At 64.2% G+C, this 21,840-nt stretch carries 18 protein-coding genes; all 18 read left to right on the forward strand.

Going from position 1 to position 21,840, the window contains the following annotated elements:
- The first annotated feature begins 3 nt into the window (after positions 1–3).
- The 18 genes from ACP7BZ_RS06070 (at position 4) to ACP7BZ_RS06155 (ending at position 21,836) form a co-directional block, all read left to right on the forward strand.
- The gene (locus ACP7BZ_RS06070) at positions 4–1,170 is read left to right on the forward strand and encodes a sugar phosphate nucleotidyltransferase (RefSeq protein WP_426111076.1); all 1,167 of its coding nucleotides are present in this window, start codon (positions 4–6) and stop codon (positions 1,168–1,170) included.
- Positions 1,167–2,585, forward strand: coding sequence for a mannose-1-phosphate guanylyltransferase/mannose-6-phosphate isomerase (locus ACP7BZ_RS06075; protein ID WP_426111078.1), 1,419 nt, complete (start codon positions 1,167–1,169; stop codon positions 2,583–2,585). The genes ACP7BZ_RS06070 and ACP7BZ_RS06075 overlap by 4 nt, the downstream gene beginning before the upstream one ends.
- Before the next feature lie 263 nt (positions 2,586–2,848).
- Complete coding sequence (locus ACP7BZ_RS06080) at positions 2,849–5,869, forward strand: ExeM/NucH family extracellular endonuclease (protein WP_426111080.1); 3,021 nt, start codon at positions 2,849–2,851, stop codon at positions 5,867–5,869.
- A gap of 11 nt (positions 5,870–5,880) precedes the next feature.
- Positions 5,881–6,504, forward strand: a complete 624-nt coding sequence (locus tag ACP7BZ_RS06085) for an NF038129 family PEP-CTERM protein (protein WP_426111082.1) — start codon at positions 5,881–5,883, stop codon at positions 6,502–6,504.
- 202 nt (positions 6,505–6,706) lie between these two features.
- The gene (locus ACP7BZ_RS06090; protein WP_426111084.1) at positions 6,707–7,408 is read left to right on the forward strand and encodes a winged helix-turn-helix domain-containing protein; all 702 of its coding nucleotides are present in this window, start codon (positions 6,707–6,709) and stop codon (positions 7,406–7,408) included.
- A 17-nt stretch (positions 7,409–7,425) separates the two neighbouring features.
- On the forward strand, positions 7,426–8,205 hold the full coding sequence (locus ACP7BZ_RS06095) for a LuxR C-terminal-related transcriptional regulator (RefSeq protein WP_426111086.1): 780 nt from the start codon (positions 7,426–7,428) through the stop codon (positions 8,203–8,205).
- Between the two features lie 262 nt (positions 8,206–8,467).
- Entirely contained in the window at positions 8,468–8,905 is a 438-nt protein-coding gene (locus ACP7BZ_RS06100; RefSeq protein ID WP_426111088.1) for a hypothetical protein, read from the forward strand.
- Between the two features lie 311 nt (positions 8,906–9,216).
- Complete coding sequence (locus tag ACP7BZ_RS06105) at positions 9,217–9,945, forward strand: NF038120 family PEP-CTERM protein (protein WP_426111090.1); 729 nt, start codon at positions 9,217–9,219, stop codon at positions 9,943–9,945.
- 37 nt (positions 9,946–9,982) lie between these two features.
- The gene (locus ACP7BZ_RS06110) at positions 9,983–13,159 is read left to right on the forward strand and encodes a S8 family serine peptidase (RefSeq protein ID WP_426111092.1); all 3,177 of its coding nucleotides are present in this window, start codon (positions 9,983–9,985) and stop codon (positions 13,157–13,159) included.
- Positions 13,160–13,460: 301 nt separating this feature from the next.
- On the forward strand, positions 13,461–13,895 hold the full coding sequence (gene gspG, locus ACP7BZ_RS06115; RefSeq protein WP_426111094.1) for a type II secretion system major pseudopilin GspG: 435 nt from the start codon (positions 13,461–13,463) through the stop codon (positions 13,893–13,895).
- A 17-nt stretch (positions 13,896–13,912) separates the two neighbouring features.
- Positions 13,913–15,094 (forward strand): type II secretion system F family protein, encoded by a 1,182-nt coding sequence (locus ACP7BZ_RS06120; RefSeq protein WP_426111096.1) that lies wholly within the window; start codon positions 13,913–13,915, stop codon positions 15,092–15,094.
- Positions 15,095–15,123: 29 nt separating this feature from the next.
- Positions 15,124–16,782, forward strand: a complete 1,659-nt coding sequence (locus ACP7BZ_RS06125; protein ID WP_426111674.1) for a GspE/PulE family protein — start codon at positions 15,124–15,126, stop codon at positions 16,780–16,782.
- Positions 16,775–17,623: a hypothetical protein gene (locus ACP7BZ_RS06130; RefSeq protein WP_426111098.1), complete on the forward strand. Its 849-nt coding sequence runs from the start codon at positions 16,775–16,777 to the stop codon at positions 17,621–17,623. Before ACP7BZ_RS06125 ends, ACP7BZ_RS06130 begins: the two co-directional genes overlap by 8 nt.
- Positions 17,620–18,186 carry a hypothetical protein gene (locus tag ACP7BZ_RS06135; protein WP_426111100.1) on the forward strand — a complete coding sequence of 189 codons (567 nt, stop codon included), beginning with the start codon at positions 17,620–17,622 and terminating at the stop codon, positions 18,184–18,186. Before ACP7BZ_RS06130 ends, ACP7BZ_RS06135 begins: the two co-directional genes overlap by 4 nt.
- Positions 18,183–18,755, forward strand: coding sequence for a hypothetical protein (locus ACP7BZ_RS06140; RefSeq protein ID WP_426111102.1), 573 nt, complete (start codon positions 18,183–18,185; stop codon positions 18,753–18,755). The genes ACP7BZ_RS06135 and ACP7BZ_RS06140 overlap by 4 nt, the downstream gene beginning before the upstream one ends.
- Complete coding sequence (locus tag ACP7BZ_RS06145) at positions 18,752–19,285, forward strand: hypothetical protein (RefSeq protein WP_426111104.1); 534 nt, start codon at positions 18,752–18,754, stop codon at positions 19,283–19,285. Before ACP7BZ_RS06140 ends, ACP7BZ_RS06145 begins: the two co-directional genes overlap by 4 nt.
- Positions 19,282–21,369 (forward strand): secretin N-terminal domain-containing protein, encoded by a 2,088-nt coding sequence (locus ACP7BZ_RS06150; RefSeq protein WP_426111105.1) that lies wholly within the window; start codon positions 19,282–19,284, stop codon positions 21,367–21,369. The genes ACP7BZ_RS06145 and ACP7BZ_RS06150 overlap by 4 nt, the downstream gene beginning before the upstream one ends.
- Positions 21,366–21,836 carry a type II secretion system protein gene (locus tag ACP7BZ_RS06155; protein ID WP_426111107.1) on the forward strand — a complete coding sequence of 157 codons (471 nt, stop codon included), beginning with the start codon at positions 21,366–21,368 and terminating at the stop codon, positions 21,834–21,836. The genes ACP7BZ_RS06150 and ACP7BZ_RS06155 overlap by 4 nt, the downstream gene beginning before the upstream one ends.
- Positions 21,837–21,840 lie beyond the last annotated feature (4 nt).

Raw genomic sequence — 21,840 nt, forward strand, 5'->3', positions numbered from 1 at the left:
AACATGAAAGCCATGATTCTGGCAGCAGGCAAGGGCACCCGGGTGCGTCCCCTGACCTATGATTTACCGAAACCGATGATTCCCTTGCTGGGCAAGCCGGTCATGGCCTACCTGATTGAACACCTGGCCAAATATGGCGTTACCGACATCATGGTCAACGTCAGCTACCTGCACGAAAAAATCGAAGAGTATTTCGGTGAAGGCGACCAGTTCGGCGTGCAGATCGGTTATTCCTTCGAAGGCTACACCAAGGATGATGGCGAAGTGGTGCCGATGCCGATCGGCTCGGCCGGCGGCATGAAAAAAATCCAGGAATTCGGCGGCTTTTTTGATCAGACCACCATCGTCCTGTGCGGCGATGCGCTGATTGACCTCGATCTCAAGTCGGCGCTGTTCGAGCACAAGCGCAAGGGCGCGCTGGCGTCCGTCGTCACCCGCGAGGTGCCGTGGGACAAGGTATCGAGTTACGGTGTGGTGGTGGCCGACGCCGACGGCCGCATCACCGAGTTCCAGGAAAAGCCGGACCAGGCGGTCGCCAAATCGAACTTCATCAGCACCGGCATCTATATTTTTGAACCGCAAGTGCTGGACCTGATTCCATCCGGGGTCACATTCGACATCGGCGCCGACCTGTTCCCCCTGCTGGTCGAGCGCGGCGTGCCCTTCTATGCGCAGCGGCGGCCCTTTAACTGGCTCGATATCGGCAGCGTGTCCGATTACTGGGACGTGCTGCAAAACGTGCTGATGGGCGAAGTGGCACACATGGACATGCCCGGCATCCGCATCGAAGAGGGCCTGTGGGTGGGGCTCAATACCAGCATCGACTGGGAGGGCACGGTGATCGAAGGCCCGGTGTATATCGGTTCCGGTTGCCGCATCGAAGCCGGTGCCCACATCATCGGCCCCACCTGGATCGGCCATGGCAGCCACATCTGTAAAGATGCCGAGGTGGTGCGCAGCGTGTTGTTTGAGTATACTCGTGTGCTGTCAGAGGTGAGTCTGTTCGAAACCATCGTTTTCAAAAACTACAGTGTCGACCGGCATGGCGAAATGAAGCACGTCTCGGAATATTCGTCGGAGGAGTGGGTCAACGCCCGCGACCGCCGCAACAAGCGCCGCAATGATGGCGCCGATGAGTCCAATCATAACTACACGAAAGAGCGTTCATGAAGATTTACCCGGTTATTCTGTCCGGCGGCGCCGGCACCAGGCTGTGGCCGTTGTCGCGCGCCGTCATGCCCAAGCAATTGTTGCCGCTGGTATCAGACCGGACCATGTTGCAAGAGACGGCGCTGCGGGTGGCCGACTGGCCCGAACTGATGGCGCCGGTGGTGGTGTGCGGTAACGAGCACCGTTTCCTGGTCGCCGAACAGCTGCGCGAAGCGGGCGTGGCGCCGCTCGGCATCCTGCTTGAACCGGTGGGCCGCAACACCGCGCCGGCGGTGGCCGCTGCCGCCAATTATTTGCTGGCCATCGATCCTGAGGCGGTCATGCTGGTGTTGCCGGCCGACCACGTCATCACCGACCGCAGTGCCTTCGCCGCCGCCGTTCAGCACGCCGCCGCGCTGGTGGGGCAGGGCGCCCTGGCCACCTTCGGCATCGTGCCGACCGGCCCGGAAACCGGTTACGGTTATATCCGCCGCGGCGACGCCGTCGGCGGCGCCGGCAGCGGTTACGCCGTCGAGCGCTTCGTTGAAAAGCCCGACCGCGCCAGCGCCGAAAACTTCCTCGCCGATGGCAATTACTACTGGAACAGTGGCATGTTCCTGTTCCGCGCCAGTACCTACCTGGCCGAACTGGCGGCCTTCAAGCCGGCCATCGCCGCCGCCGCCGAGGCCGCCACGCGGCTGGGCTACCGCGATCTCGACTTTTGCCGCCTGGACGAAGCCGCTTTCACCGCCTGCCCGTCGGACTCGATCGATTACGCCGTCATGGAACGCACCAGCCATGCCGTGGTGGTGCCGGCCGCGATCGGCTGGAGCGATGTCGGCTCATGGTCGGCCCTGTGGGATGTCCAGCAGCACGATGCTGACGGCAATGCCCTGCGCGGCGATGTCTACCTCGATGGCGTGTCGAACTCGCTGATCCGCGCCGAAAGCCGCATCGTTGCCGCCATCGGCGTCAAGGACATCATCATCGTCGAAACCAATGACGCCGTGCTGGTGGTCCACAAGGATGCCGTGCAACGGGTCAAGCAAGTGGTCGACCACCTGAAGCTGAAGGAACGCACCGAACACCTGCACCACACCAAGGTGTATCGTCCGTGGGGGCACTACGAGGGCATCGATGTGGGCGACCGTTTCCAGGTCAAGCGCATCACCGTCAAGCCGGGCGAGAAACTGTCGCTGCAAATGCACCATCACCGTGCTGAACACTGGGTGGTCGTCAGCGGCACCGCCCGCGTCACCTGCGGCGACACCGTCAAGCTGCTGTCGGAAAATGAATCGACCTATATTCCGATCGGCATGAACCACCGACTGGAAAACCCCGGCAAGCTGCCGCTGCACATCATCGAAGTGCAGTCGGGCAGTTACCTGGGCGAAGACGACATCGTGCGCTTCGAAGATATCTATCAGCGCGCCTGAGTGTGCAGCGTGTGCCGGGGATGAGGTCGGTTTAAAAAAGCAGCTTCGGCTGCTTTTTTTTGGTCCATCCAATCGCCTGTTGACACCGTTGCACCAGCACGGCGAGGTGATTGATCTGAACGGATCAAGGTGCGGTCATGAAGCTGTCATTACATGCAATTAAGATCATTTTTTCTTTATGACAGTCGAATTGCCGCGCTGCGCGATCGCTCTGACGTAACACCAAACCCTCCACCGAATCCCTCCTTCTCAGGAACGCACTCATGAAAAAGCACGTGTCGATTTCAAGCCCAGGTCGCCTGACCCTGCTGGCAGCCTTGCTGGCAGGCATAGCGGCGCCGCTGATGGCCGCCGAATCGAGCAGCACTGTGGTGATCAGCCAGGTCTATGGCGGCGGCGGCAATTCCGGCGCCAAGTACACCAACGACTTTATTGAACTGTTCAACCGCAGCAGCTCACCGGTGTCGCTGGCCGGTATGAGCGTGCAGTACGCCGCCGCTGGCGGCACCAGCTGGACCAACAAGACGGACCTGAATCCGGTGACCCTGCAGCCAGGCCAGTACTACCTGATCCAGGAAAGTTCGAACGCGGCGGTGGGGGTGGCATTGCCAACGCCCGACCAGAGCGCGACCATCGCGATGGCGGTCGGCTCCGGCAAAGTGGCGCTGGTCAGCAACACCACGGTGCTCAGCGGCGCCAACCCGGTCGGCGGCGCCAGCGTGCTCGACCTGGTCGGCTATGGCGCTGCCACCGGTTTCGAAGGCAGCGGCCCCACCGGCACGGTTGCCACCTCGACCACCTCAGCCCAACGGCTGGCACAGGGTTGCACCGATACCGATAACAACGCCACCGATTTCGCCACCGTGGCAGTCGCACCGCGCAACAGCGGCACGACGCCGCACTCCTGCGTACCAAGCGCGCCGCCGATCGTTGCAACATGCAACGCGTTTAGCACCGTGCTCGGCGTGGCCGGTAGCGGTTCGCTGTCGGCCGTCGATGCCGACAGCATCGTCGATGGCGTCGCCATCCTCAGCGGCGCGCCAGCGGGTATCACCCTCGGCACCTTGACCCCATCGAGTGCCGCCGGCCAGGAGGCGACGGTGGCGCTGAACGTGGCCGCGTCGACCGCCGCCGGCGCCTACCCGGTGGTGGTCAACTTCACCAACAACGTCAAACAGGAAACCAGCTGCAAGGTGATCGTCACGGTGCAGGGTCTGGCCGAGGTCACCCACAAGATTTACGAGATCCAGGGTGCCGGTGCCAGCTCGCCTTACCCCAACTCGGTGCAGACCACCGAAGGGGTTGTCACTGCCAAGTTGTCGACCGGCTTTTTCATCCAGGACGCCATTGGCGACAACGATCCGACCACCTCGGACGCCATCTATGTCTACACCGGCAGCGTAGCGCCGACGGTGGCCATCAACGACATCGTGCGCGTCACCGCCACCGTGCAGGAATACACGCCGACCGGCGCCGCGGCGTCGCTGACCGAGCTGGTCAATCCAACCGCGATCGTCAAGCAGGGCACCTCGGCTGGCATCACGCCAACCAACATCACGCTGCCGCTGGCCGACTTCGGTCCTTACCAGGGCATGCTGGTGCGTTTTGCGCAGTCGCTGACCGCCTCGCAGGTCGAGTTCCTCGGTGACCGCGGTGAAATCAGCCTGTCGTCGGGCCGCCTGGAAGTGACCACCAACCGCTACCGCGTCAACACGCCGGAAGAGCTGGCCCTGCGTGCAGCCAATGCGCGCAACCTGATCGTGCTCGATGACGGCATCTTCGTCGCCCCGCCGGTGATTCCCTACATCGGTGCCGACAAGACCGTGCGCGCCGGCGACAGCACGCGCGATTTGACCGGTGTGATCGACCTCAATACGGTCGGTGGCACGCCCACCAAATCGCTGTACAAGTTGCAGCCGACCCAGCCAGTGACCTTCTCGCGCGACAATCCCCGTCCAAGCGCCCCTGGTTTTGTTGCCGGCAACGTCAAGGTGGCCAGCGCCAACGTGCTCAACTTCTTTACCACCTTCACCAACGGTGCTTCGGTGTTTGATGCGGCCACCACCCAGGGTTGCAGCCTGGGCAGCAGCGTCGCCAAGTCGAACTGCCGCGGCGCCGACAACCTCGCCGAATTCACCCGTCAGCGCGACAAGATCGTCAACTCGCTCAAGCTGATCGATGCGGACGTCGTCGGCCTGATGGAAATCCAAAACAATGGCGAAACGGCCGTCACCTACCTGGTCGACCAGCTCAACGCGGCGTATGGCGTGCCCACCTACGCGGTGGTGCCCAAGCCGTCGTTCAGTGGCACCGATGCGATCCGCGTGGCGATGATCTACAAGCCGTCCAAGTTGACCCTGTCGGGCGCGGCCATCACCGATCCGGACCCGTCGAACATCAACAACCGCGCGCCGATGGCGCAAACGTTCGTCGTCGCTGGCAACGGTGGCAAGTTCTCGCTGATCGTCAATCACCTCAAATCGAAGGGCAGTTGCCCCGCCTCCGGCGACATCGACCTCGGCGAAGGCTGCTTTACCAACCAGCGCAAGGCGCAAACCGCGCGCCTGCTGAACAACTTCATTCCACAGGTGCAGGCGGCGGCCGCTGACATGGATGTGCTGCTGATCGGTGACTTCAACGCTTATGGCATGGAGTCGCCGATTACCCAGATGACCGACGCCGGCATCGTCAACGAGCTCGAGCGTTTCGTGCGGCCATCCGGTCTGCCGTATTCCTATGTGTTCGGTCACTCGGCCGGTTACATCGACCATGCGCTGACGACGCCATCAATGTCGGCCCAGGTCGTGGGGGCTTCCGAGTTCCATAACAATGCCGATGAGCCGAGCGTGATCGACTACAACCTCGACGGCAAAACCGAGGACCTGTATGTCAACAATGCGTATCGTGCATCGGACCATGACCCAGTGACCATCACCCTCAACGTTGCAGCGCCGGCGCCCACTTTCAGCGACGTCACCGCCAGCTTTGCCGTCACCCGCTCGGGCTTCACGATGAACCGCGTTACCCTGAAATACACCGGCACCCTGACCTTCACCAACAACACGGGTGCGGCGATCCAGGGACCATTCCAGGTGCGCCTCGATGACCTTAGCAGCGGTGTGACCCTGGACAACAAGAGTGGTGATAACGGCGCTGCACCTTACATTACTGTGAGCAACGCATCACTGGCACCGGGCGAAAAAGCGACCATTACCACTACCTTCTCGAATCCATCCAAGGGTGGCATCGGCTACACCACGAAAATCTTCACCGGCAAATTTTAAGGAAATCCATCATGTTCAAACTTCCCCGCATGTTCACCAGCGCCGTGCTGGCGCTGTCCCTGCTCACCAGCAGCGCCATGGCGCTGGCCGGTCCGACCTACCACGTCACGCTTGACACCAGCGCCTACAGTGGCAGCAACGGCAATATCGATTTCCTCTTGCTCGCCGCCAATGGCGCAACTGGCGCCAGTGCAGTGGTATCGAATTACGTCGGCCAGCTCGGCGCCAGCGCCGATGCATTCGGCGCCGTCGCCGGCGCCTTGCCAGGGCCGCTGACCTTGACGAATGCCGACGGCACCAACGAGTTTTACCAAAGCGTGATTTTTTCTAAGATGATCAGCTTTGACGTCGCCTTCTTTGGCGACTTTCTGAACACTGTCGGTGCCGATGCCAGCAGCTTTACGATCGCTCTGCTCAATCAGGCCGGCGACGCCTACCTGGGCACCGGACCGGGCATCAATCAGGTCGAATTTTCCCTGACGCCCATGTCGAGCGGGCTCGCCGGCAGCGTGATGTTCACGGCAACCGACGCCGGCGCGAACGTTGCGGTGGTACCGGAGCCGTCGGCGCTGCTGCTGATGGTGGCCGCGATCGGCCTGATGGGGTTGATGCTGCGCCGTCGCGCGCAAGGCTGACGCAAGAACGGCTGGCGTTCAAAGCACACAGCCGTGTCGGCAACGACACGGCTGTTTTTATTTGGCCATTTATTCGCCCAAGCTCTGAATCGCCAAATAAAATCGTATTGTCAAATCCTTGCGGATTGGTGCATAGTGAAACTGCAGTTGTGCAACGGACACATAGTTGTTGCAACTAATATGTTTTACTTGAGGCTGTTCCATGTCCGCATACCTGCTCGTCGTTGAAGCGGATTCTTCCGCTCAGGAATTGCTCCGCTTTCACCTGGCGCGTGCCGGGCACCGGGTCAGTTGCGTTGCCGACGCCGAAACGGCGCTGGCGGTGCTGGCGGTGGTGGCGGTGCCCTTGCCCGACATGGTGCTGCTGGAGTGGGACTTGCCGGGCCAGTCGGGCCTGAGCCTGATCCGCCGCCTGCGCGCCCATGGGCGTGCGCGCGATCTGCCCATCATCATGGTCAGCGCCCGCGACAGCGAACACGATACCGTGCTGGCGCTCGAAGCGGGCGCCGACGATTTCATCAGCAAACCCTTTGGCGAACGCGAAATGCTGGCGCGCATCCAGGCGCTGCTGCGCCGGTGCCTGCCGCAAGCGGCCTGCGATACCCTGCAACTGGCCGGCTTGCGGCTCGATCCCAGCACCCACCGCGTCACTGCGGGCGCCCGCCAGATCGCATTGGGACGTATCGAATTTCGCCTGCTCAATTTCCTGATGCTGCACCCCCAGCGCGTGCACAGCCGCGCCCAGCTGCTCGACCAGGTGTGGGGCTGCGACGTCTTTCTCGACGAGCGCACCGTCGACACCCATGTCGGTCGCTTGCGCAATGCGTTGCAGCCTAGCGGTCACCAAGAACACATCGAAACGGTGCGCGGCAGTGGCTACCGGTTTGTCGGCCACGCTGCCTGACGGCGCACGCCTGCGCGATGGAAGCGGCCGTCATTCTCAGCCTGCGCGAGCAGGAATACCTGCTCGGCGCCATCGAAGCGGCCGTGCGGGTGCGTGACCTGCGCCAGTTTTTTTTGTGGACGCAGGGCCAGTTGCAGGCGCTGTTGCCGCACCAGTTGATGTTGTGCCTGCAGTTCGATGGCAGCGGCCGTCTCACGCGCGTCGAGCCGGTCCATGGCGGCCGGCTCGATGCCGTCACCCTGCGCCTGCTCACCGATGGCGATCATGGCCTGGCGGCGCGCCTGGCCGCCCATTGTGGCGACAGCGAGCGGCTGCCTGCCATCAGCGCTGGCGGCCGACGTACGGGCGACGCCAGCCTGGGGCGTTTTCGCCGCGAGCTGCAGCAACTCGGATTCGATCACCTGGTGCTGCACGGCAGCGGCGCGCTCGCTGGTGGCGCCACCGCGTTTGCCCTGTGCGGCTGGCCAAGCGCCCCCACCACCCGCCATGCGTATTTTATGACGCTGCTATTGCCCCATTTGCACCTGGCCCTGCTGCGCGTGAGCGCGGCCGGGCAATCGCTGTTGACGCCATCGGTGGCGGCGGTCATCGCCCGGCCGCTCAGCTTGCGTGAACTGGAAATTCTCGGCTGGGTGCGCGAAGGTAAAAGCAATTTCGAGATGGGCCTGATTCTCGGTCTCAGTCCCCTCACCGTCAAAAACCACTTGCAACGCATTTACCGCGCGCTGGGGGTAAGTAACCGCACCCATGCGCTTGCGCGCTGCCTGAGCTTGCAGCTGCTCGATGCGCCCAGCTAAATCGCGCCACCACCGCATTCCCCGCTGGCAGGTGCTGCGATGTTTCCATCTATTTTGATACAGGAAAACTGTTAATACGGTATTGCTGCCTGCAGGCGGCTGTTTTATTCTGTGATCGCGCCACATCAGCCGCGCATTGCGATTATTACTTTTTTGCAATATTGGGTGGCAGCGTTCACCTTGTCGTTCCTTGCTGTGCCGGGCGTTTATCCGATGTCACGTTTCGCTTGACGCCAGCAGGGACGGCCACGAAGATAGCCTGATGAAAAAATCTCTTATCGTTCTATCCTTTCTGCTCGCCGCTTGCCAGGCATCGCCTGTGGCGCCGCCGGCGCCCGTCCCGGCAGTCAGCGCGCTTGCAGCGGCGGCTGCGGTCAGCGCGGACGAGGATGCGGCAGCCTTGTTGCTTCGGCTGCGCACCTTGACCGCAGACAATTCCTGCACGCGCGACGCCCAGTGCCTGACGGTTCCGATTGGCGCCCGTGCGTGTGGCGGGCCCGAAGCCTTCCTCGCCTATTCAACGGCCGCTGGCGTCAAGCCGGACGCGGTCGCTGCAGCAGCGCAGCGCTTTTCGGCGGCGCGCGCCGCCGTCGTTGCCCGCGCCGGCCTGCTGTCAACCTGCATGGCGATCGTGGACCCGGGGGCGCTATGCAACGCCGCTCTCTGTCAATTGCGCACGCCCGCCAACGACCGGCGTTGATACTGTGACACAAAACATTCCACTATAAAAACTATTTATACCAATTTGCAATTTCGCGATAGCGCCATCCAGAGAAGCCGACAAAATTTAATTTTGTCGGCTTTTTTTACACCTTGCCTGCCCATGTCGCATGTTGGTGACTTAGTCCCTTGATGTTGTGGAACTTTTCTTTCAGGCACGATATATGCTTGGTAAAAGTTACGAAAACAGTATGGTCGCATACGGTTTTTCAGAGGGATAAAGCGGGTGGATTCTGGCCGCCACGGCGGTTCAGACAATTAAAAAATGACTCACTAAAGAATGGGGAAGTCGTGGCTACTTTCGTAAGCAAACTCAAGCGCAGTTCGAATCAACTCTTGCAGACCCTGATGTTCGCCGGTGTCCTTGGCGCTGGCGGTATGGCACAGGCCGATGTGCTCAACTTTGAAAACCTCACGCTGGACTCGCCGTTCTTGTACGACAGTATGGAATTTATATCGGGTAAGTTCTTCGTCGATACCTACACCGGTTCCGGCGACGGCTTTGCCGCGACCCTGTTCGATGGCAGTGCCAGCGACCAGTGCTTCCTGCAATGTCCTGTCAACAACCCCACCAATTATCTCGGCGTAATGGACGACAGCTATATCTATTTCGGCCTGACCAGCGGCTTGAATATGCGCGTCACCTCGCTGGCAGCGAGCTTCATCGGCTCCGGCAATCCGTCCTACCCGGCCCGCGCCGGCGTCCTCGTCATGCAAGGGTTTACCGCGCTCGGCGCACTCGCTGGCAGCGCCATCCAGGTTTCGCTGGCAGGGCCGAATTCGAGCGGGAATTTTAATTTCGCTAACTACAATCTGGGCGCCTTCGGCAATACCGACGTCAATTTTGTACGCATCCTTGGCTATGCCTGCGATGCCACGACCTGCTCGCGTGCCACCGGTCTGTCGAATTTCGCCATCGACAATATCAACGTTACCGTGATTCCTGAGCCTGCCTCGATCGCCCTGTTTGGCCTGGCTGCCGCTGGCCTGATCGCTGCCCGTCGCCGTCGCGCCGTTTGATGCGCTGCTTGTCGTTTCCCCAAATTAGAGAGCTCTCATGAATTTCAATTTGCGTCCGATTTCCTTCGCCGTCGCAGTGATGCTGGCCGGCGCCGCACTGAGCACCCAGGCGCAGGAAGTGCGCCGTGCGTACATCGTCCAGTTGCAGGACGCCCCTGCGGCCAACTATACCGGTGGCACCAACGGCATTCCTGCCACCCAACCGGCACCCGGTCAGCGTTTCAATTACGTCAGCCTGGAAGTGCAAGACTATGTCCGCTATCTGGGCGATAAGCAGGCGGCCGTCATCGCCACCGTCGCCGATGCGCCCCTGATCGCCACCTATGATGTGGTGCTCAATGGCTTCGCTGCCATGCTCACCGATGATCAAGTGCTGGCACTGAAAAACAATCCTGCCGTCGCCGATATCCAGGCCGACGTCGCCCGTCATCTCGATACCGTCTCGACGCCGCGCTTTCTCGGCTTGAGCACCAGCGGTGGCCTGTGGTCGCAATACGCCGGCGGCGCCCTGGTCAAGGGCGAAGACATGGTCATTGGCGTGGTCGACGGCGGTATCTGGCCGGAAAATCCAGCGTTCGCTGACCGCGTCGATGGTAGCGGCGTGCCCACCTTCGATGCGGCCGGCAGCCTCGCTTACACCAGCCCGCCGGCAAGCTTCAAGGGTTCGTGCGTGGCCGGGCAGGGGTTTAGTCCTCTGCTCCATTGCAACAACAAGCTCATCGGCGCGAAGTTTTTTGCTGACGGCTTCCAGGCCGCCGGCTTGCCGGTCAACTGGAGCGAGTTCCTCTCGCCGCGCGATTCTAACGTCGGCAGCAACGGTTCGAGCAGCGGCCACGGCGGACACGGCGATCACACCGCCTCGACCGCCGCCGGCAATGCCAATGTGCCGCTGGTGCTCGCCGGTGTGCCGATGGGTTTTGCCTCCGGTATCGCCCCGCGCGCGCGCGTGGCGGCCTACAAGGTGTGCTGGACCTACAACGATGCCACCGCCACCGATGGCACCAATGCCACCAACAGCTGCTTCAATTCCGATTCGGTCAAGGCCATCGATGAAGCGGTCAAGGATGGCGTCAACGTCATCAACTACTCGATCAGCGGTTCGCAAACCAGCGTCAACGATCCGGTCGAGCAGGCGTTTTACCGCGCTTCGCTGGCCAATGTGTTCGTCGCCGCCTCCGCCGGCAACAGCGGCCCGGCCAACGCCGTCGCCCACATCAGTCCATGGCTGACCACGGTGGCAGCCTCGACCCACGACCGTAACTTCCAGGCCGATGCCAACCTGGGCAACGGAAGCTCCTACCACGGCGCCTCGGTCAACACCGTCGCCGTGACCAACAAGGCGCTGGTCGCCGCGGAAGCGGTCGGTCTGGGCGGCGTCAGTGCCAGTCTGTGCAACAGCGACGCCGCCGCCGCCACCACCGCCGGCCAGGCCCTGCTCGATCCGGCCAAGGTGGCGGGCAAGATCGTCATCTGCACCCGCGGCACCAACGCCCGGGTCGACAAGTCGCTGGCAGTGCTCAACGCCGGCGGTGTCGGCATGATCATGGCCGACAACGGTGCCGGCCTGGTGTCCGAAGCCCATTCGGTGCCGACGGTGCATATTTCGGCCGCTGATGGCGCTGCCGCCAAGGCGTATGCCGCCGCTGCGGGCATCAATGCCACCGCATCGATCACGCCGTTCTATGCCGGTATCAAGCCAGCGCCGATCATGGCGTCGTTCTCGTCGCGTGGTCCGAACATGGGTGACAGCAACGTCCTCAAGCCCGATCTGACGGCGCCTGGCGTGGACATCCTCGCCAGCGTTACCCCTGCCTTGAGCGCTGCCCAGCACGCCCAGGTGGTCGACGGCACGCTGGTGCCGCCAGCGGCCTACGATTCGTACCAGGGCACCTCGATGTCGAGCCCGCACGTCGCCGGCCTCGCCTTGTTGCTGCACCAGGCGCACCCGACCTGGTCGCCAGCGGCCATCAAATCGGCGCTGATGACCACCGGTTACACCACCCTGAACGACGGCCTGGCTGGCGATCAGAATGGTTTGCTGCCATGGGCGCAAGGTGCGGGCCACGTCGACCCCAACAAGGCCACCAATCCTGGCCTGGTGTATGACGCCGGCCGCGCCGATTACGTCGCCTACCAGTGCAAGGTCAACAAGCCGGCCGTCTCGCCCGCCAGCGATTGCACCCTGTACCCGACGCTCGACGAAACCTACAACCTGAACCTGCCATCGATCACCGTTGGTGCGCTGATCAACACCGTCACGGTCACCCGCAAGGTGACCAACGTCAGCGGTTCGACGGCGACCTTCAGCGCCGCCGCATCGGTGCCATCGCATACCGTGGTCGTCACCCCGGCAACGCTGGAACTGGCGCCCGGTGCCTCTGCCAGCTTCACCGTGAAAATGACGCCGGCGGCGACCGCAGTCGCCAACCAGTGGTACTTCGGTAACCTGACCTGGACTGGTGCCGGCGCCACCGTGCGCAGCCCGATCCAGGTTCGTGCCGGCAAGTCGATTGTCGCACCGGCCGAATTTACCAGCGACCGCGTTTCGGGTAGCAAGGTGTTCGCTGTCAAGGCGGCCTTCAGCGGCAAGATGGGGGCGATCAAGGGTGGTTTGAAGGAAGTCACGCTGGGCGATGCGGCGACCCTCACGCCTGCAGGCTTGACTGCGGCCGCACTCAAAGCGGCTTGCCAGGCTGGCAGTTCGACAGCGTCGGTGAAGGTCTACCCGGTCACCATCGCGGCCGGCACCATCGTCGCCCGCTTCGCCCTGCGCAACGAGGATGTCAGCGCGGTCGGCGACGACAACGATCTGGGCCTGCTGGCGCCGAGCGGTACCTGGACGTATTCCGGTAACGACGGCAGCAACGAGTCGGTGCAAGTTGCCGCCCCGGCCGCAGGCATCTACAAGGTGTGCGTTGCCGCCTGGGGTGGTCAGCCCAGCATGAGTCACCGCTTGTCGTCGTGGGTGGTGACCCCGGCTGACATCGGCGGCAAGCTGACGGTGGCGGTGCCCGCCAAGGTGGTGGCGAACAACAACGCGGCGCTGGGCTTGAGCTGGTCCGGTCTGGAACTGAACAAGCGCTACCTTGGTGGTGCCCAGTTCACCGACCTCAAAGGCGATGTGCAAGCGACCACGGTCCTGCGCATTGAAACGGGAACCGCTTCGGTGCCAGCGGCAATGAGCGATCGCGCTGTGGAAAAGCTGAAAGACTAAGCCGAATGCAGCCCGGTTCCTGATCGCTGCGGCGCCGGGAACCGGGTTGCCAGGCCGCCACTGCGTTCCCTACCGCGCCCCCTACCGGGCGCGGTTTTTTTTATCGATGGCGCTTGTGTCGGCGGGCCGACACAAGCATCATTAAATTGCATATTTTACATTCCTCATTTGAAAGAAATATTGTGGGTGCGCTACGTTGCATGGTAGCCTTATCAGCTGGGAACGGTCGGGTTGGACTGCTCCCCGCAGTGACCTTCACAGTCACATCGAATCTCGCAACAGACATCAAGGAGCTGGTCGGATGCATGCAGTACTGAAACCAGGCCGTGGCCGCCGTAGCGCCGGTTTTACCCTGCTTGAGCTGCTGGTGGTGATCGTCATCATTGGCCTGCTCGCTGCCTACGTCGGCCCCAAGTATTTTTCGCAGCTGGGCAAGTCGGAAGTGACGATTGCCCGTGCCCAGATTGGCGCCTTTGAAAAGTCGCTCGACACGTACCGGCTCGATGTCGGTCGCTATCCCAGCACCGAAGAGGGCCTCGGCGCGCTGCTGACGGCGCCCGCCACCGCTGGCGCCCGCTGGAACGGTCCGTATCTGAAAAAGGCGCTGCCGCCCGATCCGTGGGGCCACCCGTTCCAGTACCGCGCGCCGGGCACCAAGGGTGACTACGAGATCGTCTCGCTGGGCCGTGACGGCCAGCCCGGCGGCAGCGGCGAAGACGCCGACATCACCAATTAAGCGGGACGGATCGCAACATGCAGTTTGATGTGCGCGCCATGAGCGCCGACGCCGCCATTGCCGAACTGCGGATCGACGCCCTCGACGAAGCCGATGCCCGCCGCCAGGTCGAAGCGCGTGGGCTGTTCGTCGCCGCCGTCAAGCGCCGTGATGGCGGCGCCAGGGGCAGCGGTGGCGGCATCTCGCTGGTGCTGTTCAGCCAGGAGCTGCTGGCCCTGCTGTCGGCCGGGCTGGGGGTGGTCGAAGCGCTCGAAGCGCTGCTGGAAAAGGAAGCCAACGGCGCCCTGGCCAACGTGCTGGCGCGCCTGCTCGCCGGTCTGCGCGAAGGCAAGCGCTTTTCCAGCGTGCTGGCCGAGCAGGGCGAGCGTTTTCCGCCCCTGTACATCGGCATCGTCAAGGCGGCCGAAGGCACCAGCGACCTGCCACGCTCGCTGGCGCGCTACATCGACTACCAGCAGCGCATCGATGGCGTGCGCGGCAAGATCGTCAGCGCCGCCATCTATCCGGCCATTTTGCTGATGGTCGGCGGCGGCGTCAGCATGTTCCTGATCACTTACGTGGTGCCGCGCTTCGCCGAGGTCTATCAGGGCGCCGGGCGCACCCTGCCATTCATGTCGCGCCTGTTGTTGTCATGGGGCCAGTTCGCCGCCGGCCACAGCCTGCTGCTGGTGAGCGCGCTGGCCACGCTGGCGCTGCTGCTGGTGCTCGCTGGCCGTCACCTGCTGGCGCAGGGCGGCATCGGCGCCGTGCTGGCACGCCTGCCGGGCCTGCGCGAACGGGTGCGCATCTACGAGCTGTCGCGCCTGTACCTGACGCTGGGCATGCTCAGTGAGGGCGGCATCCCGGTGGTGCAGGCCATCGATACGGTGCAGGCGATGGTAACGGCGAAGATGGGCGCCAGCCTGCAGCAGGCGCGCCTGGCGGTCGAATCGGGCTTGCCCTTGTCGAGCGCGTTCGAAGCGCACGGCCTGACCACGCCGATTTCGCTGCGCATGCTGCGGGTCGGCGAGCGCACCGGTGAGATGGGGCCGATGCTGACGCAGTCGGCGGCCTTCTATGACGGTGAAATCAGCCGCTGGATCGACCGCTTTACGCGCACCTTCGAGCCGCTGCTGATGGCGGCAATCGGTCTGATCGTCGGCGCCATCGTGGTACTGCTTTACATGCCGATCTTCGATCTGGCCGGAGACATGTCTTGAACGCCGCCACCCTGACCTTTGATGCCGCCATGCTGGCGCGCGCGCGCGCCGCCTGTGCGCAGGACGGCCGCAACCTGGTCGACGAACTGCAGCGCGAGAGCGGCGTCGAGGTGCGCGATGTCGTGCGCGCGCTGGCCGCGCCGTTTGGCATGGCGGTGGCGGAAACAGCCGACATGCTGGCGTTTCCCCCCGCGTTTGATCTGCTGCCGCTGGCGCAAGCGCTGGCCCGCCGCTGCGTGCTGCTGCGCAGCGCTTCGCGCGAACTGATCGGCATCGTCGCCGATCCGTTTGACCTGGACCTGCAAACCTGGCTGTCTGCGCGTGCCGGTGCCAGCGCGCGCGCGCCCCTGCAAACGCGGCTGGCGCTGGCGGCCGACATCCAGGCATACCTTGGCAAGCACGAAGCGTCGGCGCGCGCCGTCGACACCCTGCTGCCCGGCGTACAGGATGGCAAGCGCGAAGGCAAGACCAGCGCCGTGCTGTCGTTCGCCTCGGTCAACGAGGCGGCCAGCCCGGCCGTTCGGCTGGTCAATTCGACCCTGTACGATGCCTTGAAAGCGGGCGCCTCCGACATCCACCTCGAGAGCACGGCGCTGGGCCTGGCCGTCAAGTACCGTATCGATGGCGTGCTCGATCACGCCACCTCGGTCACCGGCATCGAAGTGGCCGAGCAAGTCATCTCGCGCCTGAAGGTGCTGGCTGAACTCGATATCTCCGAGCGCCGCATTCCGCAAGATGGCAGTTTTCGGGTCGAGTCGAACCAGCGCGAGATCGACTTGCGGGTGTCGATCATGCCCAGCATTCACGGTGAAGACGCGGTTATCCGCATTCTCGACAAGCGCGCCATGATCGAAGCGTATGGCGCGCTGACGCTCGAAGCGCTCGGTTTTGACGCACCGTCTCTGGTGACCTTGCGCGCTCTGGCGCAGGAGGCCTACGGCATGCTCCTGGTGACGGGGCCGACCGGTTCCGGCAAGACCACCACGCTGTACGCGGCGCTGACCGAAATTAACAACGGCCGCGAAAAGATCATCACCATCGAAGACCCGGTCGAGTACCAGCTGCCCGGCATTTTGCAGATCCCGGTCAATGAAAAAAAGGGACTCACCTTTGCCAAGGGCTTGCGCTCGATCCTGCGCCACGATCCCGATAAAATCATGGTGGGCGAAATCCGCGACCGCGAGACCGCCGAAATCGCCGTGCAGTCGGCCTTGACCGGCCACCTGGTGCTCACCACCGTGCACGCCAATAATGTGTTCGACGTCTTCGGCCGGTTCACCCACATGGGCATCGATCCCTACGCCTTTGTGTCGGCCTTGAACGGCATCTGGGCGCAGCGCCTGGTGCGCACCAATTGCCCCCATTGCGCAGTAAGCTACCGCCCCGACGACGTCGAACTGGCCTCGGTCAACCTCGAACGCAGCGCCGTGCAGACCTGGGAATTCAAGCACGGCAAGGGTTGTGGCGACTGCCGTGGCACCGGCTACAAGGGCCGCCGCTCGATCGCCGAGATTCTTACCCTGAACGACGAAATTCGCGAGCTCATTGTCGACAAGAAGCCGATCCGCCAGATCAAGGCGGCGGCCTACGCCAACGGCACCCGCAGCCTGCGCCTGGCTGCCCTCGACCTGGTGCAGCGCGGCCTGACCACGATTACCGAAATCCGCCGGGTGACCCTGCATGCGTAAGCTGTTCGCTTCCCTGTTTGCTGGCCTACCCGGTTGCCCGCCTGGTGCGGCCTTGCGGCTGGGCGTCACCGCCAACGCCATCGCCCTGGTGGAAACGCGCCGCTGGCAGCGCGATGCCCGCGTACTGGCCGAGCTGGCGCTCGATCCGGCGCTGGCGCTGCCGGCCGCGCTGCTGGCCGCCGCCGGCAGCCTGTTTGATACGGTGCGCCGCGATGGCTGGCCGTTGACGGTGGTGCTGGCCGATGACTTGGTGCGCCTGTGGCACGTCACGCCACCGGCCGGGTGCAGCCGGCTGGCCGACCTGCAGGCGGCGGCCGCGCTGCGGTTTCAGCAGCTCTATGGCGAGCCTGCTGCCAGCTGGCAGCTCAGCGCCGACTGGCAGCTGGACCGGCCGTTTCTGGCGGCGGCAGCGCCACGGCCACTGCTCGCCAGTGTGCAGCAGGCTGGCGCGGCGCACGCCATGACGGTGCTGGAAGTGGCGCCGCAGTTTGTCGTCATGCTCAATCGCTGGCGTGCCAGCCTGGCACCGGGCGACTGGTTCGGCGTGGTCCACGACGGCGTGCTGACCCTGGGCGTATGCGATGGCAACGGCGGTGGCGCTCTGCTCGCCCTGCGCGCGCTGGCCAGCGGCGCCCACCCCAACGGCGCCGCCCTGCGCGAGCAGGTGGCGCGCGAAGCCTTGCGCCTGAACCTGCCGGCGCCAGCGCGCCTGCGCCTGTGCGGCAGCGTGCCGCCGGCCTGGCACGCGGTCGACGGCTGCACGGTGCTGGGGGCGGCCGCAGGCAGCGCGCCCGAGGCGTCGCCGGCGCTGCAGCTGGCCGGTTGCGGGAGCCTGTCATGAAGCGCACCGTGATCGATTTTGCCGCACCGTCGCTGGCGCGCAGCTGGTACCGCCTGGGACCGCGCGGCGCGCTGCTGCTGGCCGCCGGCGTGCTGCTGTGCGGCGCCGCCATCGCGCTCGGCATGCACATGCTGGCGCGCCAGCGCGCCCTGCAAGCGCAGGTGGCAGCGCTGCGCGCGACCGCTCAAGCGCCTGCTGCTGCCAGCAGCGTGGCCGCGGCAGTGCTGAAGCCAGCGCCGGGCGCGGCGCGTGTCGACGCCATCAATGGCGCCATCCTGCAATTGAATCTGCCGTGGCCGGCGCTGCGCGCGGCGATCGATGTGGCCACCCCGGCCACGGTGGCGCTGCTGGCGCTGGAGCCCGACGCGCGCCGCCGCAGCCTGAAAATCAGCGCCGAAACGCGCGATCCGGATGCCATGATTGATTACGTTGCCCAGCTCAAGCGCCAGAGCCTGTTTGGCGAAGTGCTGTTGCTGCGCCATGAGATCAACGAGCTCGATCCAAACCGGCCGCTGCGTTTTGAAATCGAAGCGACCTGGAACACCCGCGGGAGCACGCCATGAACGCTGCATGGTTAGCGCGCCTGTTCTTGCGAAGCCGCCTGTGGCTGCGGGCGCGCGGTCCGCTGCGCTGCGCCAGCGTGCTGCTGGCGGCGGCCGGCATCATCACGCTGGCGTCGCTGCTGCCCCTGCGCACGGCGCAAGACGACCGCGCGGCAGCGGCGCTGCGCCGCGCAGCCATTGCATCGGCAGCGCCAGCGGCGCTGCCGGCCGTCGCCACGGCAGCGCCACCCGCCAGCGTCAACCTGGCGCAATTTCAGGCCGTGCTGGGCGAGCGGCGCTACGTCGAACAGCAGGTCGGCACCCTGTTCGCGCTGGCCGCCAAACAGGGCCTGGTCCTCAGCCAGGGCGAATACAAGGCGGTGGTCGAGCGCAATGGCGGCTTTGCCACTTATCAGGTCAACCTGCCGGTGAAAGGCAGCTATGGCGCCATCTGGCAGTTTGCCATGGCGGCGCTGGCAGCGATGCCATTTGCCTCGCTCGACGACATCAGTTTTAAGCGCGACAGCATCGGTCAACCGGGCGTCGAAGCGCGCGTGCGCCTGACCCTGTATTTGCAGGAGAGCCCATGAAAGCGCGCCACCTGGCTCTCGGCGCGGCACTGCTGGTCGCTGCCGCCTTCGCCATCTTCGGCGACCGCGCGCCTGCCGACGACGTCGTCGAAGCGGCGCCGCGCCGCGCTCCCTCGAGCACGCCCGCAGGGAGCGTGCTGGCCCAGCCGTCGCCGCGCGCCAGCGCCAGCGCGCCTGCGGCCCCGGTGCTGCTGGCACTGGTGCCGCGCGAGATACTGATGGAGGAGGGCGCCGCCACTGGCAGCGCCTTCAGTGTGCAGACCTGGACGGCGCCACCGGCGCCGCCACCAGCACCAGCACCCCCACCGCCGCCGCTGGCGCCGCCGCTGCCGTTCGTCTACCTCGGCAAGGTGCTGGAAAACGGCGCCTGGGAGGTGTTTCTGGCGCGCGGCAGCGAGACCCTGATCGTGCGCACGCAGATGGTGGTCGATGGCGTCTACCGCATCGATGCCATCGCGCCGCCGGCAATGACCATGACTTACCTGCCCTTGAAGCAGGTCCAGCAGATTAATATTGGAGTACCCGAGTGAAGCGATCCGATGTGCGTGCCGCCCTGGCTGTCCTGACCACGCTGGCGCTGTCCGGCTGCGCCGGCCAGATGGCGTATAACGATGGCCAAAAACTGGTCGCTGCCGAGCAGGTCGAGGCGGGCCTGCTCAAATACCGCGAGGCGATCGCCGCTGAACCGGGTAACGGCCAGTACAAGGCGGCCTACCTGCAGGCACGCGACCGCGTTACCATGCGCCTGACCGAGCAGGCCGAACGTGAACTGGCGGACGGCCGAGCCGAGCCGGCCATGCAAAGCCTGCGGCGCGCGCTGTCGATCGATCCGGCCAACGAGCGCGCCCGTGCCGGCTTGCGCCTGCTGGAAGCCGACGGCCGCCAGGCGATCCTGCTGGCCGACGCGCAAACGGCGTTCGAGCGCAAGGATTACGAAAGTGCGCGGCAAAAGCTCAATGCCATCCTGGCCGAACGGCCGGCCCACGAGGCGGCGCGCCTGCTGCTGGCCCAGGTGGTCGAGAAAACCCTGGCGGCGTCGCCCGATGCCTCTCTGGCGGCGGCCTACAAACTGCCGATCAATATCGAGTTCCGCGACGCTACCCTCAAGCAGGTGTTCGAGGTCATCTCGCGCCGCTCGGGCTTGAACTTTTTGTTCGACAAGGACGTCAAGACCGACCAGCGCACCTCGATCTTTTTGAAGAACAGTACGGTGGAAGCGGCGGTCTACTATCTGCTGGTGAGTAATCAGCTCGAGCAGCAAATCATGGATGGCAATACCATCCTGGTGTTTCCGAATGTCGCCGCCAAGCTCAAGGAATACCAGGAGATGACGGTCAAGACCTTCTTCCTCGCCAATGCCGACGCCAAGAACGTCGCCAACACCCTCAAGACCATTTTGAAATCGCGCGACGTCGTCGTCGACGAAAAGCTCAACCTGGTGATCCTGCGCGACAGTCCGGAAGCGGTCAAGCTGGCCACCCGCCTGATCGCCCTGCAGGACGTCGCCGAGCCGGAAGTGGTGCTCGACGTCGAGATCCTCGAGATCAAGCGTACCCGCCTGCTCGACCTGGGCATCGGCTGGCCCGGCAGTGTCTCGCTGGCACCCCTGACCAGCGCCAGCGGCGCCGGCATCACCATCGACACCCTGCGCAACCTCAATGGCGGCACCATCGGTGTCACCGGTATCGGCGCCACCATTACCGCCAACAAGACCGACGGCGATTCGAACACCCTGGCCAATCCGCGCATCCGCGTGCGCAACCGCGAAAAGGCCAAGGTCGTCATCGGCGACAAGGTGCCCGTCATTACCACCATCATCACGCCCGGCACCAGTGGCGGCTTCGCCTCCGAATCGGTCAGCTATGTCGACGTTGGCCTGACCCTCAACGTCGAGCCGACCATCTATCTGAATAATGAAGTGGCGATCCGGGTGGCGCTGGAAGTGTCGAACCTGGTCGACTCGGTCACCACCAAATCGGGCTCGGTGGCGTACCGCATCGGCACCCGCTCGGCCACCACCATGCTGCAGCTCAAAGATGGCGAAAACCAGGTGCTCGCTGGCCTCATCAGCAATGAAGACCGCAGCAATGGCAGCAAGGTGCCGTTCGTCGGCAGCCTGCCCATCGTCGGTCGCCTGTTTGGCGTCGGTCACGACAGTTCGGACAAGAACGAGATCGTGTTGTCGATCACGCCGCACCTGGTGCGCAATATCCAGCGCCCGGCGCTGAATGCGTCGGAATTTAACGCCGGTACCGAAGGCAGCTTCCGCCGCCGTCCGGAGGTGCCGGTCAAGGTCACCTTGCTGCCCGGGCAAAGCGCAGCGCCAGTCGGGCCGGGCGCGGTCGGTAGCGCCGGTGGCGGCGCCCCGGTACCCGTCTCGCCCAACACGGCAACGCTGGCGACGCCGCCGACCCGCCTGACCGAGCCGGCGCCGGTGACGGCGACCACGCGCCACACGGTAACACCAGTGGCGGCGCCGCCTGACGCCGCAGCGGCCAACGCACCAGTGCAGCTGCCCAGCGCCACCCTGCCCAACCTGGCGCCGGCGGTGAGCTTGCCGCCGGCGCCATCGTCCGCTGCGGGTGCCACCGTCGTCCCCATCCCGACGCCATGAAAGCACGCGGCTTCACGCTGATCGAACTGCTGGTGACGCTGGCCATCCTGGCCCTGCTCGGCACGATCGTCGCGCCGGCCGCACAGGTGACCATCCAGCGCCGCCATGAGCAGGAGCTGCGGCTGGCGCTGCGCGAGATCCGCGCCGCCATCGACGCTTACAAGCGCGCCAGCGACGAAGGGCGCATCGGCAAAACCATCGGCGCCAGCGGCTATCCGCCCAAGCTCGAGCTGCTGGTCGACGGCGTGGTCGATTTGCGCAGCGCGCGGCGCGCCAAGGTGTTTTTTTTACGCCGTCTGCCGCGCGACCCGTTCAGTAGCGACGCCGAGCGCGCCGATGCCGACACCTGGCTCAAACGCAGCTACGCCAGCGAGGCGAACGACCCACGCGAGGGCGACGATGTGTACGACGTCATGTCCAGTTCCGAGCGCACCGGGCTCAATGGCATCGCTTACCGCCGCTGGTGATGAC

This window comes from Massilia sp. PWRC2 (genome assembly GCF_049896725.1).
GTDB lineage: Bacteria > Pseudomonadota > Gammaproteobacteria > Burkholderiales > Burkholderiaceae_D > JAFCUW01.

Coding starts and splice junctions, on each gene's coding strand:
- ACP7BZ_RS06070 (WP_426111076.1), top strand. CDS start 4: ATGAAAGCCATGATTCTGGCAGCAGGCAAGGGCACCCGGGTGCGTCCC.
- ACP7BZ_RS06075 (WP_426111078.1), top strand. CDS start 1,167: ATGAAGATTTACCCGGTTATTCTGTCCGGCGGCGCCGGCACCAGGCTG.
- ACP7BZ_RS06080 (WP_426111080.1), top strand. CDS start 2,849: ATGAAAAAGCACGTGTCGATTTCAAGCCCAGGTCGCCTGACCCTGCTG.
- ACP7BZ_RS06085 (WP_426111082.1), top strand. CDS start 5,881: ATGTTCAAACTTCCCCGCATGTTCACCAGCGCCGTGCTGGCGCTGTCC.
- ACP7BZ_RS06090 (WP_426111084.1), top strand. CDS start 6,707: ATGTCCGCATACCTGCTCGTCGTTGAAGCGGATTCTTCCGCTCAGGAA.
- ACP7BZ_RS06095 (WP_426111086.1), top strand. CDS start 7,426: ATGGAAGCGGCCGTCATTCTCAGCCTGCGCGAGCAGGAATACCTGCTC.
- ACP7BZ_RS06100 (WP_426111088.1), top strand. CDS start 8,468: ATGAAAAAATCTCTTATCGTTCTATCCTTTCTGCTCGCCGCTTGCCAG.
- ACP7BZ_RS06110 (WP_426111092.1), top strand. CDS start 9,983: ATGAATTTCAATTTGCGTCCGATTTCCTTCGCCGTCGCAGTGATGCTG.
- gspG (WP_426111094.1), top strand. CDS start 13,461: ATGCATGCAGTACTGAAACCAGGCCGTGGCCGCCGTAGCGCCGGTTTT.
- ACP7BZ_RS06120 (WP_426111096.1), top strand. CDS start 13,913: ATGCAGTTTGATGTGCGCGCCATGAGCGCCGACGCCGCCATTGCCGAA.
- ACP7BZ_RS06125 (WP_426111674.1), top strand. CDS start 15,124: ATGCTGGCGCGCGCGCGCGCCGCCTGTGCGCAGGACGGCCGCAACCTG.
- ACP7BZ_RS06130 (WP_426111098.1), top strand. CDS start 16,775: ATGCGTAAGCTGTTCGCTTCCCTGTTTGCTGGCCTACCCGGTTGCCCG.
- ACP7BZ_RS06135 (WP_426111100.1), top strand. CDS start 17,620: ATGAAGCGCACCGTGATCGATTTTGCCGCACCGTCGCTGGCGCGCAGC.
- ACP7BZ_RS06140 (WP_426111102.1), top strand. CDS start 18,183: ATGAACGCTGCATGGTTAGCGCGCCTGTTCTTGCGAAGCCGCCTGTGG.
- ACP7BZ_RS06145 (WP_426111104.1), top strand. CDS start 18,752: ATGAAAGCGCGCCACCTGGCTCTCGGCGCGGCACTGCTGGTCGCTGCC.
- ACP7BZ_RS06155 (WP_426111107.1), top strand. CDS start 21,366: ATGAAAGCACGCGGCTTCACGCTGATCGAACTGCTGGTGACGCTGGCC.